Origin of the sequence: Pseudomonas sp. KBS0710, assembly GCF_005938045.2 — a bacterium.
Lineage (GTDB): Bacteria > Pseudomonadota > Gammaproteobacteria > Pseudomonadales > Pseudomonadaceae > Aquipseudomonas.
Window position 1 is genome coordinate 230,249 of sequence record NZ_VCCF02000001.1, and the last position, 14,752, is coordinate 245,000.

A 14,752-nucleotide genomic window follows, 5' to 3' on the forward strand; every position below is an offset into this window, starting at 1 on the left:
GTCACATCCATGAGTGCTTGAGTAGCCCCGCCCCTGGAAGGAAACCCTGTTATGCGCCTGAGTACCAGCGCTATTGCGCTTGTTGCCTCACTGCTGGTCAACCACGGGGCGCAAGCCTCTGAACTGCCACAACGCTGGGTCAGTGCCGGTGGGGCGCTATCGGAATGGGTCACGGCGCTGGGCGGTGAGTCAAAGCTGGTAGGGGTGGATACCACCAGCCAGCATCCAGAATCGCTCAAGGCGTTGCCAAGCATTGGTTACCAACGGCAACTGTCGGCGGAAGGGATTTTAAGCCTGCGCCCGCAGGTTCTGGTCGGGACTGAAGAGATGGGCCCACCGCCGGTGCTGGCGCAGATTCGCGGCGCAGGCGTGCAGGTGGAGATGTTCTCGGCCGAACCGGATCTGCCGACCTTGAAAGGCAACCTTCAGCACCTGGGCAAGCTGCTGGGTGATGAAACCAAGGCCAACGAATTGTTTGCTGCATATGAACAGAAGCTGGATCAACAGCAAGCCTGGGTCGCCAAGGCCCAGGCCACCCAGAAGGCGCCGGGTGTGCTGCTGTTGCTCGGGCATGCCGGTGGCAAGCCGCTGATTGCGGGCAAGGACACGGCCGCCGATTGGATGTTGCAGCAGGCGGGCGGGCATAACCTGGCGACCCACACGGGCTATAAGCCGTTTTCGGTGGAGTCGCTGGCCGGTCTGAGCCCTGATGTACTGGTGTTTGCTGATCGCGCCCTCACCGGTGATGCGGCGCGTGCGGCCTTGTTCAAGGAAAACCCGATTCTGGCATCCACCCCGGCCGCCAAGAAAGGCCGGGTGTTTGAGCTGGACCCGACCCTGCTGGTGGGTGGGCTGGGGCCGCGTCTGCCACAAAGCCTGGTGCAGTTATCTGCCGGGTTTTATCCGTCCCAGGCTAAACCTGCCCAATGACGACTCTGGTTAAACCGAAAACGCTGTTTATCGGGCTGGCGCTGCTATGCCTTCTGGCAACTTGGCTTTCATTGGCCTTGGGGCCGGTCAGCCTGCCGTTGCTGGATACGCTCAAGGCCGCCTTGCGCCTGATGGGCGTACCGATTCAAGCCCAGGGTTTGGAACAGGCCGAGCTGATCCTGGGGCAGATTCGTTTGCCGCGAACCTTGCTGGGTTTGGCGGTGGGCGGTGTGTTGGCATTGTCGGGCGTGGCGATGCAGGGATTGTTTCGCAACCCGTTGGCCGACCCGGGGTTGGTCGGTGTCTCCAGCGGCGCGGCGCTGGGTGCGGCGGTTGCGATCGTGGGAGGCTCATTATTTGGCGGCCTGCCGGATGCGTTCGGGCCTTATCTGCTGTCGTTGTGCGCGTTTCTTGGCGGCTTGGGCGTTACGGCCCTGGTTTATCGCCTGGGGCGTCGTAACGGCCAGACCAACGTCGCAACGATGCTGCTTGCCGGTATTGCCCTTACGGCGCTCGCCAGTTCGGCGGTAGGGCTGTTTACCTATTTGGCGAATGACGCCACCTTGCGCACCTTGACCTTCTGGAACCTGGGCAGCCTCAATGGCGCCAGCTATTCGCGGTTGTGGCCATTGTTGATGGTGAGCGCCGGTGTGGCGCTGTGGTTGCCGCGTCGTGCGAAAGCCTTGAATGCATTGTTACTGGGTGAGTCCGAGGCCAATCACCTTGGGATTGATGTGGAAGGGCTCAAGCGTGAACTGGTGTTCTGCACTGCATTGGGTGTGGGCGCGGCGGTAGCGGCGGCGGGCATGATCGGGTTTGTCGGGTTGGTGGTGCCGCATCTGGTGCGTTTGTTGGCCGGGCCGGATCATCGGGTGCTGTTGCCGGCGTCTGTGCTCGCGGGCGCAAGCCTTTTGCTGTTTGCTGACCTGGTGGCGCGGCTGGCGCTGGCGCCGGCTGAGCTGCCGATCGGCATCGTCACGGCCTTTATCGGCGCGCCGTTTTTTCTTTATTTGTTGTTGCGAGGGCGCGCCTGATGCTGCGAGTAGAAGCGTTGCAGATCCGGCGTGGCGATAAAACCGTGCTGGCGGAGGTCACCCTGGACTTGCGCCCGGGTGAGGTGCTCGGTGTGCTCGGCCCCAACGGAGCAGGCAAAAGCACATTGCTCGGTGCATTGTGCGGCGAGTTGAAGCCGGATCAGGGCAAGGTGTGGCTGGACCAGCAAGCCTTAACGGACTGGAGCGGGCCGCAACGTGCGCAACGCCTGGCAGTGTTGCCGCAGACCTCCACGCTGGATTTCGCGTTCCGTGTCGAGGAGGTTGTCGGCATGGGCCGCTTGCCCCATCAGACCGGACGCGTGCGTGATGACGAAATCATCGAGGCAGCGCTGCACGCGGCAGATGTGGGCCACTTAAGCGGCCGCAGCTACCTGGCGCTGTCGGGGGGCGAACGCCAGCGTGTGCATCTAGCGCGGGTGCTGGCGCAGTTATGGCCGGGGGAGGCCGGGCAGACGCTGCTGCTGGATGAGCCGACGTCGATGCTCGATCCCTTGCACCAGCACACGACCTTGCAGGCCATACGTACCTTTGCCGACCGTGGCGCAGCGGTGTTGGTGATTCTTCATGACCTGAACCTGGCGGCGCGTTATTGCGACCGGATTCTGTTGTTGGAGCAGGGGCGCCCACACGCGTTGGATACGCCGGCGCAGGTGATGCGGCCTGAGCCACTTAAAGCTGTGTTCGGCCTGGATGTGCTGGTACAGCCGCACCCGGAGCGTGGTCATCCGTTGATCATTGCGCGCTGAACCGGCTTTTTTATAGGTAAAAAAAGACCCGGCAAGAGCCGGGTCAAATAACCGTGATTAGCCTGATGAGGAGATAATCTGAGAGTCCGAACCAATGGTCTTTCAGTTATCGGCTGATCTCGCGACCAGTTGTGATAATCATAACGATTCTCATTTGAGAGTCAACATCTGTTTTTCAACGACCTGCCGTTTTTCTCAAACGTGCGTTCGAACTGCCCGTAAACATTGGGATTTGTCGCAAAGCTAATTCTTCTGGCGCGCTGAAATGGCCTCCAGCTGGCGGTTCAATGCCTCCTTGCGTTCCGTCGGGATGTCATTCCAATGCACGTCCATCAATGCCCCTTCAATTGCGTACAGCAGCACTTTCGAGGCCCGAAAGCCGCGCGTGCGCACGGCTCGGTAGGCATCGACAGCTCCCAGGCGACGTAAGTCGGACGCGCTGTGGATGCCCACCGCATGCAGCCACTGCGCTGACGTCTTGCCCAGGTTTTTCAGGTGTTGCAGCTCATCGTTCATCAAGCCTCCTTGCGACGGCCGATTGGTGCGGTGGGTATCGTGACCAGGCAAGCCTGAAAAGGAGTGTAGCGCTCAGTAGGAAAAGCGTGGTTCTTTGGTCAGGAACGGCTGAAAAGCTTATAAGAATTTTTGAGGGTATTGCCGACAAGCAGGCAGGAGGCGCCCGCTACGCATGTGGCGTAGCTAGGGCTCGAAAGATCAGGTTACTTGGTGCGGTAGCGCAGGCGAGTACCGAAATTGACCGACATGAGGATCTCGTCAGCCGTCAGTTCGGGGGAGAAGTAGGTGCCGGAAATCTGTGCATGGGCCAGGCTGGCGCCTTCCAGTGAGCACTCGCGCAGGTCCAGGCCGCGCAGGTCGGCAGAGCGGAAGTAGGCGTCGGTGAAATCCACGCCCGTGGCGTTCAGGTCACGCAGGTCCAACCCACGGAAGTCGCCACCGCGCATGTCGATGGTGCCGTCTTTGGGGCGTTCCTGGTTGAAGCCGCGGATGTCGTCTTTATGCAGGAGTGCGTAGAGCGGAGTATCAAGAAGCTTGGGCTGACTCATGACGGCGACTCCTGTTGGAATTATGACGCCATTATAGTGCCACTATCGCTCGGTCGTGCACCGAAGATCGGTGACACGACCAAGAAATATTTCTTACAGGCCAGGCAGGCGCTGACGAATGTGCGCCACCAGAGCGTCGAGTGTGCCGCTCTCGTTGGTCTCCACGCGTTTGCTCAGCAGCAGCTCTTCGGCGGTCAACGGGTCACGGTTGGCCTGTTGCTCTTCGATAATCGTGAGCGTGGCGTCGGAAGGATCGTTTTTATCCGCCTGACGTTGCGCCAGCCAGCTGGCGATAACGGCCTGCGGTGCATTGCAATCAAGGATCAGGAAGGGCGCGCCGGTTGCCTCGGCAATCTTGGCGGCGGCGTTGCGTTGTGCGCTTTTCAGGAAGGTCGCATCCAGCACCACCGGGTAGCCGGCACGCAAGACGGTATCGGCGATTTCGTTCAGGCGAGCGTAGGTGGCTGCGCTGGCTTCGGCGGCGTAGATACCGGCTTGCGGAGTGTTCTCGACTTTCTGTTCACCAAACAGGCGTTTACGTTCTACATCCGAACGCAGGCGCACGGCACCCAAGGCTTCCACCAGGCGCATCGCCACGTGGCTTTTACCGACGGCCGAAACACCGTGGGTTATCGCCAGGAAGCGCGACGGAATAGTGCTGTAGCTTTCTGCCAGGTTCGCATAGTTGCGGTATTGGCGCAGGGTGGTGGCGCGTTGCACCGGGCTGGCCTCGCTGGGCATGCTGAACAACGACACCTTGGCGCGCACCAGTGCACGGTAGGCTTTATAGAAGTTCAGCACTTCAAGGCCTTGGTAGTCGCCGGTCAGTTCCAGGTATTGGCTGATAAAACGGCGCGCCAGGGACTTGAGGCCACGGTCTTCCAGGTCCATCGCCAGGAAACCGGTGTCGGCGTACACATCGGTGAAGCGGAACGGCTCGTTGAACTCGATGCAGTCGAAGATCACTACCTGGCCATCGATCAAGGTGGCGTTGCCCAGGTGGATATCACCGTGACATTCGCGGGTGAAGCCTTCGAGCTTGCGCTGGGCCAGCAGTGGCTTGAGGCGTTCGAAGCTGGCTTCGGCCCAGGCTTGCAGGGCTTCGAGCTGGGCCAGGTCGGCCTTGTCGCTGAGGAACGGGCGGATCTGGTCGAAGTTCTGGCGAACCGGCGCCATCACTTCATCCGGCGTGCCGGCGGGGTGGTCTTGCGGCACTTTCGGGGCGCTGAGGTGGAAGTGCGCGATCTGCTTGGCCATGTCATCAATGTGCGCGCTGGTGACCTCGCCATTGGCTTGCAGGGTGCTGAGCAGTTGGCTTTGCGGGAACTGGCGCATTTTCAGCGCGTATTCGATGACCGGACCATCACCGCCCAATTGCGGGGCCTCTGCGCTGCCGGTGATTGGCAACACGTCGAGATACAAATCTTCAGTCAGGCGCTGGTTAAGGCGCAGCTCTTCGCGGCAGAAGTGGCCACGGTCGTCCAGTTGGGTGAAATCCAGAAAGCCGAAGTTCATCGGCTTCTTCAGCTTATAAGCATAGGGGCCGGTCAGTATGACCCAGGAAATATGCGTCTCAATGACTTGAAACGCTTCAATCGGATGGGGATATAAAGCCGGGTTCTGCAGGGCAGCGATCAGGGACTGGCTCACGGGCGATCCTTCAAAGTCTGGGGGAAATCATGGCCGGCATTATGGCGGTTACAGTCGGTCGTGCAAACCGCTGTCCGGCTCATGTTGATCCTCAATAAAGTGCGTATAATCCGCCGCCATGACTCGAACCCGATCTCCCCGTTCCCGTAAAAAACCTCCTTCACGCGGCCTGCGCCCGTGGCTGGGCTGGGCCATCAAGCTAAGCCTGGTAGGCCTTGTGGTGCTCGCAGGCTTCGCGGTGTACCTCGACGCCGTGGTGCAGGAGAAATTCTCCGGCAAGCGCTGGACCATCCCGGCCAAGGTGTACGCACGCCCGCTGGAATTGTTTACCGGCCAAAAGCTGAGCAAGGACGACTTCCTTACCGAACTCGACGCCTTGGGCTATCGCCGCGAACCCGTGAGCAATGGCCCCGGCGCCGCAGCTGTCAGCGGCAATACCGTCGATTTGAATACCCGTGGCTTCCAGTTCTATGAGGGCCTGGAAAAAGCCCAGCCGGTGCGCGTGCGCTTCTCCGGCGATTACGTTGCCGAACTGTCATCGCTCAATGGCTCCAAGTTGCCCGTGGTGCGCCTGGAACCGCTGTTGATTGGCGGTATTTACCCCAAGAACCTCGAAGATCGCATCCTGATCAAGCTTGATCAGGTGCCGCCGTATTTGCTCGATACGCTTATCGCAGTTGAAGACCGCGATTTCTACAGCCACTGGGGTGTGTCGCCCAAGTCGATTGCCCGTGCCATCTGGGTCAACACTTCCGGCGGCAAGATGACCCAGGGTGGCAGTACGCTCACGCAACAATTGGTCAAGAACTTCTACCTGACCAACGAGCGCAGCCTCACCCGTAAACTCACCGAAGCCATGATGGCTATGCTGCTGGAGCTGCATTACAGCAAGCAGGAGATTCTTGAGGCGTACCTTAACGAGGTCTTCGTCGGCCAGGATGGGCAGCGCGCGGTGCACGGTTTCGGCTTGGCCAGCCAGTTCTTCTTTGGCCAGCCCTTGTCTGAATTGAAATTGCATCAAGTTGCGTTGTTGGTGGGGATGGTCAAGGGGCCGTCCTATTACAACCCGCGCCGCAACCCGGAACGTGCGCTTGAACGCCGTAACCTGGTACTGGATGTACTCGAACAGCAGGGCGTAGCCACCGCTGAACAAGTCGCGGCGGCGAAAAAAATGCCACTGGGTGTGACCACGCGCGGCAAGCTGGCCGACAGTTCGTTCCCGGGCTTTATCGACCTGGTCAAGCGCCAGTTGCGTGAAGACTATCGCGACGAAGACTTGACCGAAGAAGGCCTGCGGATCTTTACCAGTTTTGACCCGATCCTGCAGATGAAGGCCGAAGCGTCGGTCAACGATACCTTCAAGCGCCTGACCGGCCGTAAAGGCTCGGATGAAGTCGAAGCGGCGATGGTCGTGACCAACCCGGAAACCGGTGAAGTGCAGGCCATGATCGGCAGCCGCCAGGCCAGTTTTGCCGGTTTCAACCGGGCGCTGGATGCGGTGCGGCCGATCGGTTCGCTGGTCAAACCGGCGGTTTACCTCACTGCCCTGGAAAAACCAAGCAAATACACCCTCACCAGCTGGCTGTCGGATGACCCGCTGTCGGTCAAAGGGGCGGATGGCCAGGTGTGGACGCCGCAGAACTTTGATCGTCGCTCCCACGGCACCGTGTTCCTGTACCAGGGGCTGGCACATTCCTACAACATCTCCACCTCGCGCCTTGGGCTTGAAGTGGGTGTGCCGAATGTGCTGAAAACCCTGGGGCGACTGGGCATCACCCGTGAGTTCCCGGCGTTCCCATCGATGCTGCTGGGCGCTGGCGCCATGACCCCGATGGAAGTGGCGACGATGTACCAGACCCTCGCCAACGGTGGCTTCAATACCCCGATGCGCGGCATTCGCAGCGTACTGACCGCCGACGGCGAACCGCTCAAGCGTTATCCGTTCCAGATCCAGCAGCGCTTTGACGCGGGCTCCATCTACCTGATCCAGAACGCCATGCAACGCGTGATGCGTGAAGGCACCGGGCGTTCGGTCTATAGCGTGCTGCCGTCGAACCTGACGCTGGCGGGCAAGACCGGCACCAGTAACGACTCGCGTGACAGCTGGTTCGCAGGCTTCGGCCAGGATGTGCTGGCCGTGGTGTGGCTGGGCCGCGACGATAACGGCAAAACCCCGTTCACCGGTGCGACCGGTGCGCTGCAGGTGTGGACCAGTTTCATGCGCAAGGCCGACCCGTTGCCGCTGAACATGCCACAACCGGACAATATCGTGCAGGCCTGGATTGATCCGCACACGGGGCAGGGCTCCGATGCCAACTGTCCGGGCGCGGTACAGATGCCGTATATTCGCGGCAGCGAGCCACCAGCTGGTGCTGCGTGCGGTGGCACTGCCCCCGCTGACGCGGATTCGGTGATGGATTGGGTCAAGGGCTGGATGCATTAAGCAAAGAGGGTTTCAAGTGAACAAGTTGTGGATTCCAGCTATTACCGCCCTGGTCATGCTCGGCGGTTGCTCCAGCGTGCAGCGCGGTTCCATCCCCGTGGTGGACTCAAGCACGAACGTTTCCAATAACGACCGTATCTCGGCCACTGGCGGTTTCCGTCAGACCGTGGTCAAGCGTCCTGCCCAAGCCACGCCCCAGGCCATACCGCAGGATTCGGGCGTGGTGGTGATGGTGCCGGGCGGCGGTGCTGCGACGTCGGCGCCGATAAGTGCCGAGCCTTGGACACCAGGGCCGAGCACTTCGGGCCCGGTTAACGCCGCACCGATCCAGACGGCGCCGATCAACCAGGGCACCTACAACATGCCGCCATCCACGCCGAGCGGAATTCCGTCGTCGTCTAACGCGGGTGGCCTGTCGGCTGACGAGCAACTGGACGGGCCGGTGCTGGCTTTGCTGACCACAGCCCAGCAGCAACAGGCCGGTGGTGACCTGAACGGTGCATCCTCGAGCCTTGAGCGTGCCCAGCGTGTAGCGCCGCGTGAGCCACAAGTGCTGTATCGCCTGGCCCAGGTGCGCATGGCCCAGGGCGACGCGCCGCAAGCCGAGCAGTTCGCCCGTCGCGGCCTGACCCTGGCCAACGGCCGCCCGGACCTGCAAGCCAACCTGTGGGCTTTGATTGGTGACGCGCGCGCCGCACAAGGTGACGCCGCCGGTGCTGCCCAGGCGCGGCAAAAAGCCAAGGTCAGCCTCTGATGGATGCACGGTTTCCGGCAATTGCCGAACAGCTGTTGCTGATTGAGCGTGAATTACGCGTGCAGGGTTGGTGGGACGAAGTGTCCCCCAGCGCTGAAGCGCTTAGCAGCGTCGAGCCGTTTTCGGTGGACACACTGGACTTTCACCAGTGGCTGCAATGGGTCTTCCTGGCGCGCATGAAGCAGATCCTCGAGCAGGACCTGCCATTGCCCAATGCATCGGGGATCCTGGAGATGGCGGAGATGGTTTACGCCGATCGCCCGCTTGAGAGCATTGGTTTGCGCAATGCGCTGAAAAAGTTCGACCAATTGATCGTCGACGCTCGTTAATTGCCTGACTGCCGGGTTTTTCGGCAGTCTTGCGCACATTTCTACCGCTTGACGACATTCAGGCGAGTTTTATCCCTCCTCAAACCCCTTTAATCTTCGTTCTCATGCGCTTAGTTGGAAAAAAGCGCAATTATTGCTTGACTTGAAGGGGCTGAAACAGAAGAATCCAAAGTCCGCTGTATCGGGACTGCCAGAAGCAGGCCCGCTCAGCAGATCATGAGGCGCATATCCGCGCCGACCTGTAACACCCGCAACGCGTTACCTCGCGCTGGGTGGGAAAAGCCCGCAACACTTGGGACGATCCCAATACTTGCTCAGTCAGTGCTGACGTAGTCGGCGACCACCGTCGCTCATGCTCTGTTGAGAAGTAAACCTATTAAGACCCGTCGGTTTTTAACGGACGGTATTCTGGCGTTTTAGAGGTGAACAACGTGGAGCTTTTATCTGGCGGTGAGATGCTCGTCCGCTTTTTGCGTGACGAAGGCGTCGACTATATCTACGGGTACCCAGGTGGTGCTCTGCTGCATGTTTACGACGCACTGTTCAAGGAACCGGCTGTTACCCACATCCTGGTTCGCCACGAACAGGCCGCGACCCATATGGCTGACGGCTACGCCCGTGCCACCGGTAAAGCCGGTGTGGTACTGGTAACCTCCGGCCCAGGCGCAACCAATGCCATTACTGGCATCGCGACTGCCTATATGGACTCCATCCCGATGGTGATCATTTCTGGCCAGGTGCCTAGCACCATGGTCGGTACCGACGCATTCCAGGAAACCGACATGATCGGTATCTCCCGGCCGATCGTGAAACACAGCTTCATGATCAAGCATGCGTCGGAAATCCCGGAAGTTATGAAAAAGGCCTTCTACCTCGCGCAGTCCGGTCGCCCGGGCCCTGTGGTGGTTGATATCCCGAAAGACATGACCAACCCGGCCGAGAAATTCGAATACGTCTTCCCCAAGAAAGCCAAGCTGCGCTCCTACAGCCCGGCCGTTCGTGGGCACTCGGGGCAAATCCGCAAGGCGGCAGAAATGCTCCTGGCGGCCAAGCGTCCAGTGCTGTACTCCGGCGGCGGCGTGATTCTGGGCGGCGGTTCTGCACCTTTGACCGAGCTGGCCAAGCTGCTCAACCTGCCGGTAACCAACACCTTGATGGGCCTCGGCGCATTCCCGGGCACGGACCGTCAGTTCGTCGGCATGCTTGGCATGCACGGCAGCTACACCGCCAACCTGGCCATGCACCACGCCGACGTCATCCTGGCGGTGGGCGCGCGGTTTGATGACCGTGTGATCAACGGCCCGAGCAAATTTTGCCCGAATGCCAAGATCATCCACATCGACATCGACCCGGCGTCCATCTCCAAGACCATCAAGGCCGACGTGCCGATTGTAGGTCCGGTAGAAAGCGTGTTGACCGAAATGGTTGCGGCGCTCAAGGACATCGGCGAAACGCCGAACAAGGAATCGGTTGCCAGCTGGTGGAAGCAGATCGACGAATGGCGCGGTGACCGCGGCCTGTTCCCTTACGACAAGGGCGACGGCAGCATCATCAAGCCACAAACCGTGATCGAAACCCTGTGCGAAGTGACCAAGGGCGACGCCTTTGTGACCTCCGACGTGGGCCAGCACCAGATGTTCGCTGCGCAGTACTACAAGTTCGACAAGCCTAACCGCTGGATCAACTCCGGTGGCCTGGGCACGATGGGCTTTGGTTTCCCTGCGGCCATGGGTGTGAAACTGAGCTTCCCGGACACCGACGTCGCCTGCGTGACGGGTGAGGGCAGCATCCAGATGAACATCCAGGAACTGTCGACGTGCCTGCAATACGGTCTTCCGGTGAAGATCGTGTGCTTGAACAACGGCGTGCTGGGCATGGTGCGTCAGTGGCAGGACATGAGCTACAACAGCCGTCACTCCCATTCCTACATGGAATCGCTGCCGGATTTCATCAAATTGGTTGAAGCCTACGGCCACGTCGGCATGCGCATCACCGATTTGAAAGATCTGAAGCCGAAGATGGAAGAGGCGTTCGCCATGAAGGACCGCCTGGTGTTCCTCGATATTCAAGTGGATACCAGCGAGCACGTCTACCCGATGCAGATCAAAGACGGCTCTATGCGCGACATGTGGCTGAACAAGACGGAGCGTACCTAATCATGCGGCACATTATCTCCCTGCTTCTGGAGAACGAACCCGGCGCTCTGTCTCGTGTTGTCGGCCTGTTTTCGCAACGCAACTACAACATTGAAAGCCTCACCGTGGCGCCGACCGAAGACCCGACCCTGTCGCGCCTGACGTTGACCACTGTCGGCCACGATGAGGTGATCGAGCAGATCACCAAGAACCTCAACAAGCTGATCGAAGTGGTCAAGCTGGTCGACCTGTCGGAAAGTGCCCACATCGAGCGCGAGCTGATGCTGGTCAAGGTCAAGGCCACGGGTGCCCAACGTGCCGAGATCAAACGCACTACCGACATTTATCGCGGGCAGATCGTCGATGTGAGCGCCAGCGTTTATACCGTGCAACTGACCGGTACAAGCGACAAGCTGGACAGCTTCATCCAGTCGATCGGGACGGCCTCGATTCTGGAAACGGTACGCAGTGGTGTCACCGGGATTGCCCGTGGCGACAAAGTACTCAGCATCTAACCCAAATTAGTGAATGGCCTTACGGCCTGGATATATAGAGGAACCTCATGAAAGTTTATTACGAAAAAGATTGTGACCTGTCGATCATCCAGGGCAAGAAAGTCGCCATCATCGGCTACGGTTCCCAGGGCCACGCCCAAGCGTGCAACCTGAAAGACTCCGGCGTTGACGTGACTGTTGGCCTGCGCAAAGGCTCGGCCACTGTTGCCAAGGCTGAAGCCCACGGCCTGAAAGTGACTGACGTTGCTTCCGCCGTTGCAGCTGCCGACCTGGTCATGATCCTGACCCCGGACGAGTTCCAGTCCGCGCTGTACAAGAACGAAATCGAGCCGAACATCAAGAAGGGCGCCACCCTGGCCTTCTCCCACGGCTTTGCTATTCACTACAACCAGGTTGTGCCACGCGCTGACCTCGACGTGATCATGATCGCGCCGAAAGCACCGGGCCACACCGTGCGCTCCGAGTTCGTCAAAGGCGGCGGCATTCCTGACCTGATCGCGATCTACCAGGACGCATCCGGCAACGCCAAGAATGTGGCGCTGTCCTACGCAGCTGGCGTTGGTGGCGGTCGTACCGGCATCATCGAAACCACGTTCAAGGACGAAACCGAAACCGACCTGTTCGGCGAACAAGCCGTACTGTGCGGCGGTACCGTTGAGCTGGTCAAAGCCGGTTTCGAAACCCTGGTTGAAGCTGGCTACGCGCCAGAAATGGCCTACTTCGAATGCCTGCACGAACTGAAACTGATCGTTGACCTCATGTACGAAGGCGGTATCGCCAACATGAACTACTCGATCTCCAACAACGCCGAATACGGCGAGTACGTGACTGGCCCGGAAGTGATCAACGCCGAGTCCCGTCAGGCCATGCGCAACGCCCTGAAACGTATTCAGGACGGCGAATACGCCAAAATGTTCATCAGCGAAGGCGCTACCGGCTACCCTTCGATGACCGCCAAGCGTCGTAACAACGCCGCTCACGGTATCGAAATCATCGGCGAGCAACTGCGCTCCATGATGCCGTGGATCGGTGCCAACAAGATCGTCGACAAAGCCAAAAACTAAGTCGTACGCATCAAGGGAAAACGCGGCTTAGGCCGCGTTTTTTCGTTTGGGGGCGGGTTCTGGTATAAAGCTGCATCGTTTGCGGGCGCACACGCGCTGCAAGTATTTGTCGAATTCTTTTCACACCGTTGCAAGGTAAAGTCCATGACCGAACGTCCCGAAGAGCCAAGCCAGGCCTCTGACGCCGAAAGCCTGCTACCGATCGATGAGCATGTCGAAGAAGGGCATGATGCGGAAGGTCGCAAGGTCCGGCATCGTGGTATCTATCTTCTGCCCAATCTGTTCACCACGGCCAACCTGTTTGCCGGGTTCTACTCCATCATCAACTCCATGAGTGCGCAAAGCGCATTGGCGGCGGGTGATGCGGCGAGTGCCAGCAAGTATTTCGGCTTTGCCGCCATCGCAATCTTCGTGGCCATGGTGCTCGACGGCCTGGATGGCCGGGTGGCGCGCATGACCAATACCCAAAGCGCTTTCGGTGCCGAGTACGACTCGCTGTCGGACATGGTGGCCTTTGGCGTTGCGCCGGCATTGCTGGCGTTCGCCTGGGCGCTGGGTGATATGGGCAAGGTCGGCTGGATGGTTGCCTTCATCTATGTCGCAGGCGCCGCTTTGCGTCTGGCGCGCTTCAATACCCAGGTGGGCACCGCCGACAAGCGTTACTTCATCGGCCTGGCCAGCCCAGCGGCGGCAGGTGTGGTGGCCGGTATCGTCTGGGCGTTCAGCGACTACGGCATCCAGGGTTCGAAGATGTCGTTCCTGGTGGCCTTGATGGTTGCGGCGGCCGGCATGCTGATGGTCAGCAACATCAAGTACAACAGCTTCAAGGAGTTTGACCTCAAGGGGCGCGTGCCTTTCGTGGCTATCCTGGTGGTGGTGCTGGTGTTTGCTGTGGTCTTCAGCGACCCGCCGCGTATTCTGCTGCTGGCCTTCCTGGTGTATGCCGCGTCGGGGCCGGTTCAATACCTGCTGCACCTGCGCCGCGACAAAACATTGCCTTAATGTAATTTCCCCCATACTCCGCAGTCTATTGGTGCATCAGTTCTCCAATGCTGCGGAGTTGCCATGTTAATCAAGATCCCCAAAGCGTCCGATTGTCACGAATCGGATGTCACGCCTGAATCCTTCTATCTTTCGCGCCGCAGCTTGCTCGGCGGTGCGCTGGCCGGTGTTGCTGCCACTGCCTTGCCACGTTGGGCGAGCGCCGAAGATGCCGCGCGTTATGCCGATGTCGAGCCGGGCAATGCCCCAGGCTGGTTTGCCGACAAGCTACCCAATACTCAATGGCAGGCGGTTACGGTAAAGGACGAAGCCATTACCCCATTCAAGGACGCTACCCACTACAACAACTTCTATGAATTCGGTACGGACAAGGGCGACCCGGCGAAGAATGCCGGTTCACTCAAGACCGAACCCTGGAGTGTGGTGATTGATGGGGAAGTCGGCAAACCTGGGCGCTATGCCCTGGAAGACTTCATGAAGCCTTATCAATTGGAAGAGCGTATCTACCGTCTGCGCTGTGTCGAGGCGTGGTCGATGGTGATTCCGTGGATGGGCTTTCCTATTTCAGCCTTGCTCAAGCAGGTTGAACCGACCGCTAAAGCCAAGTACATCCGCTTTGAAACGCTGCAGGACCCCAAAAGCATGCCGGGGCAGCGCTCCAGCTTCGGCTTGATCGACTGGCCTTATGTAGAAGGGCTGCGTCTGGATGAAGCAATGAACCCGTTGGCGATCCTGGCGGTGGGTATGTATGGGCGGGAATTGCCGAACCAGAATGGTGCGCCATTGCGTCTTGTAGTGCCGTGGAAGTATGGCTTCAAGAGCGTGAAGTCGATTGTGCGAATCAGCCTGGTCAGCGAACAGCCCAAGACGACTTGGCAAAGCATTGCGGCCAATGAGTATGGGTTTTACGCGAACGTGAACCCGACCGTCGACCATCCTCGCTGGACCCAGGCGCGTGAACGTCGTTTGCCGAGCGGCCTGTTCAGCCCGAATGTGCGCGAGACGCAGATGTTCAACGGCTATTCGGATGAGGTCGCTTCTCTCTATACGGGCCTCGATCTGCGG

The 14,752-nt window shown here is 59.5% G+C and carries 14 protein-coding genes (1 of these 14 only partly in view); 11 read left to right on the plus strand and 3 right to left on the minus strand.

Going from position 1 to position 14,752, the window contains the following annotated elements; all coding sequences use genetic code 11:
• Window positions 1-51 precede the first annotated feature (51 nt).
• The 3 genes from FFI16_RS01045 to FFI16_RS01055 are packed head-to-tail and all read left to right on the plus strand — an operon-like array spanning window position 52 to window position 2,731.
• Window positions 52-930, plus strand: a complete 879-nt coding sequence (locus FFI16_RS01045) for a hemin ABC transporter substrate-binding protein (RefSeq protein ID WP_138813828.1) — start codon at window positions 52-54, stop codon at window positions 928-930.
• Complete coding sequence (locus FFI16_RS01050) at window positions 927-1,964, plus strand: iron ABC transporter permease (RefSeq protein ID WP_138813829.1); 1,038 nt, start codon at window positions 927-929, stop codon at window positions 1,962-1,964. Before FFI16_RS01045 ends, FFI16_RS01050 begins: the two co-directional genes overlap by 4 nt.
• Entirely contained in the window at window positions 1,964-2,731 is a 768-nt protein-coding gene (locus tag FFI16_RS01055; protein ID WP_138813830.1) for a heme ABC transporter ATP-binding protein, read from the plus strand. The genes FFI16_RS01050 and FFI16_RS01055 overlap by 1 nt, the downstream gene beginning before the upstream one ends.
• Before the next feature lie 243 nt (window positions 2,732-2,974).
• On the opposite strand, the gene FFI16_RS01060 is transcribed toward FFI16_RS01055, so the two are convergent.
• The 3 genes from FFI16_RS01060 to FFI16_RS01070 form a co-directional block, all read right to left on the minus strand.
• A complete protein-coding gene (locus tag FFI16_RS01060; RefSeq protein WP_138813831.1) occupies window positions 2,975-3,247 on the minus strand; it encodes a TfoX/Sxy family protein in 273 nt (90 codons plus the stop codon).
• Between the two features lie 203 nt (window positions 3,248-3,450).
• Window positions 3,451-3,795 carry a pentapeptide repeat-containing protein gene (locus FFI16_RS01065; protein ID WP_056859776.1) on the minus strand — a complete coding sequence of 115 codons (345 nt, stop codon included), beginning with the start codon at window positions 3,793-3,795 and terminating at the stop codon, window positions 3,451-3,453.
• Window positions 3,796-3,888: 93 nt separating this feature from the next.
• Window positions 3,889-5,445 carry a bifunctional aminoglycoside phosphotransferase/ATP-binding protein gene (locus FFI16_RS01070; protein ID WP_138813832.1) on the minus strand — a complete coding sequence of 519 codons (1,557 nt, stop codon included), beginning with the start codon at window positions 5,443-5,445 and terminating at the stop codon, window positions 3,889-3,891.
• Window positions 5,446-5,563: 118 nt separating this feature from the next.
• On the opposite strand from FFI16_RS01070, the gene mrcB reads away from it, so the two are divergent.
• The 8 genes from mrcB to msrP all read left to right on the plus strand — a co-directional run.
• Entirely contained in the window at window positions 5,564-7,888 is a 2,325-nt protein-coding gene (gene mrcB / locus FFI16_RS01075; RefSeq protein WP_138813833.1) for a penicillin-binding protein 1B, read from the plus strand.
• Between the two features lie 16 nt (window positions 7,889-7,904).
• Window positions 7,905-8,642: a M48 family metallopeptidase gene (locus tag FFI16_RS01080; protein WP_138813834.1), complete on the plus strand. Its 738-nt coding sequence runs from the start codon at window positions 7,905-7,907 to the stop codon at window positions 8,640-8,642.
• Window positions 8,642-8,971, plus strand: a complete 330-nt coding sequence (locus FFI16_RS01085; protein ID WP_138813835.1) for a YqcC family protein — start codon at window positions 8,642-8,644, stop codon at window positions 8,969-8,971. The genes FFI16_RS01080 and FFI16_RS01085 overlap by 1 nt, the downstream gene beginning before the upstream one ends.
• 431 nt (window positions 8,972-9,402) lie before the next feature.
• Window positions 9,403-11,127 carry an acetolactate synthase 3 large subunit gene (locus tag FFI16_RS01090; RefSeq protein WP_099547656.1) on the plus strand — a complete coding sequence of 575 codons (1,725 nt, stop codon included), beginning with the start codon at window positions 9,403-9,405 and terminating at the stop codon, window positions 11,125-11,127.
• Window positions 11,128-11,129: 2 nt separating this feature from the next.
• Window positions 11,130-11,621 (plus strand): acetolactate synthase small subunit, encoded by a 492-nt coding sequence (gene ilvN / locus FFI16_RS01095; RefSeq protein WP_003176102.1) that lies wholly within the window; start codon window positions 11,130-11,132, stop codon window positions 11,619-11,621.
• A gap of 47 nt (window positions 11,622-11,668) precedes the next feature.
• On the plus strand, window positions 11,669-12,685 hold the full coding sequence (gene ilvC / locus FFI16_RS01100) for a ketol-acid reductoisomerase (RefSeq protein ID WP_007948647.1): 1,017 nt from the start codon (window positions 11,669-11,671) through the stop codon (window positions 12,683-12,685).
• 144 nt (window positions 12,686-12,829) lie between these two features.
• Complete coding sequence (gene pssA, locus FFI16_RS01105; protein ID WP_138813836.1) at window positions 12,830-13,687, plus strand: CDP-diacylglycerol--serine O-phosphatidyltransferase; 858 nt, start codon at window positions 12,830-12,832, stop codon at window positions 13,685-13,687.
• 63 nt (window positions 13,688-13,750) lie between these two features.
• Window positions 13,751-14,752 carry the 5' portion of a protein-methionine-sulfoxide reductase catalytic subunit MsrP gene (msrP, locus tag FFI16_RS01110; RefSeq protein WP_138813837.1) on the plus strand. The gene runs 12 nt beyond the window's last position, so 1,002 of the gene's 1,014 nt are visible here — the first part of the coding sequence; the start codon lies at window positions 13,751-13,753; the stop codon falls past the right edge of the window.

Bases quoted from the DNA above. Each gene is read 5' to 3' on its own strand.
- FFI16_RS01050 (WP_138813829.1), top strand. From the start codon at position 927: ATGACGACTCTGGTTAAACCGAAAACGCTGTTTATCGGGCTGGCGCTG.
- FFI16_RS01065 (WP_056859776.1), bottom strand. From the start codon at position 3,795: ATGAGTCAGCCCAAGCTTCTTGATACTCCGCTCTACGCACTCCTGCAT.
- mrcB (WP_138813833.1), top strand. From the start codon at position 5,564: ATGACTCGAACCCGATCTCCCCGTTCCCGTAAAAAACCTCCTTCACGC.
- FFI16_RS01060 (WP_138813831.1), bottom strand. From the start codon at position 3,247: ATGAACGATGAGCTGCAACACCTGAAAAACCTGGGCAAGACGTCAGCG.
- ilvC (WP_007948647.1), top strand. From the start codon at position 11,669: ATGAAAGTTTATTACGAAAAAGATTGTGACCTGTCGATCATCCAGGGC.
- ilvN (WP_003176102.1), top strand. From the start codon at position 11,130: ATGCGGCACATTATCTCCCTGCTTCTGGAGAACGAACCCGGCGCTCTG.
- pssA (WP_138813836.1), top strand. From the start codon at position 12,830: ATGACCGAACGTCCCGAAGAGCCAAGCCAGGCCTCTGACGCCGAAAGC.
- FFI16_RS01055 (WP_138813830.1), top strand. From the start codon at position 1,964: ATGCTGCGAGTAGAAGCGTTGCAGATCCGGCGTGGCGATAAAACCGTG.
- FFI16_RS01085 (WP_138813835.1), top strand. From the start codon at position 8,642: ATGGATGCACGGTTTCCGGCAATTGCCGAACAGCTGTTGCTGATTGAG.
- FFI16_RS01045 (WP_138813828.1), top strand. From the start codon at position 52: ATGCGCCTGAGTACCAGCGCTATTGCGCTTGTTGCCTCACTGCTGGTC.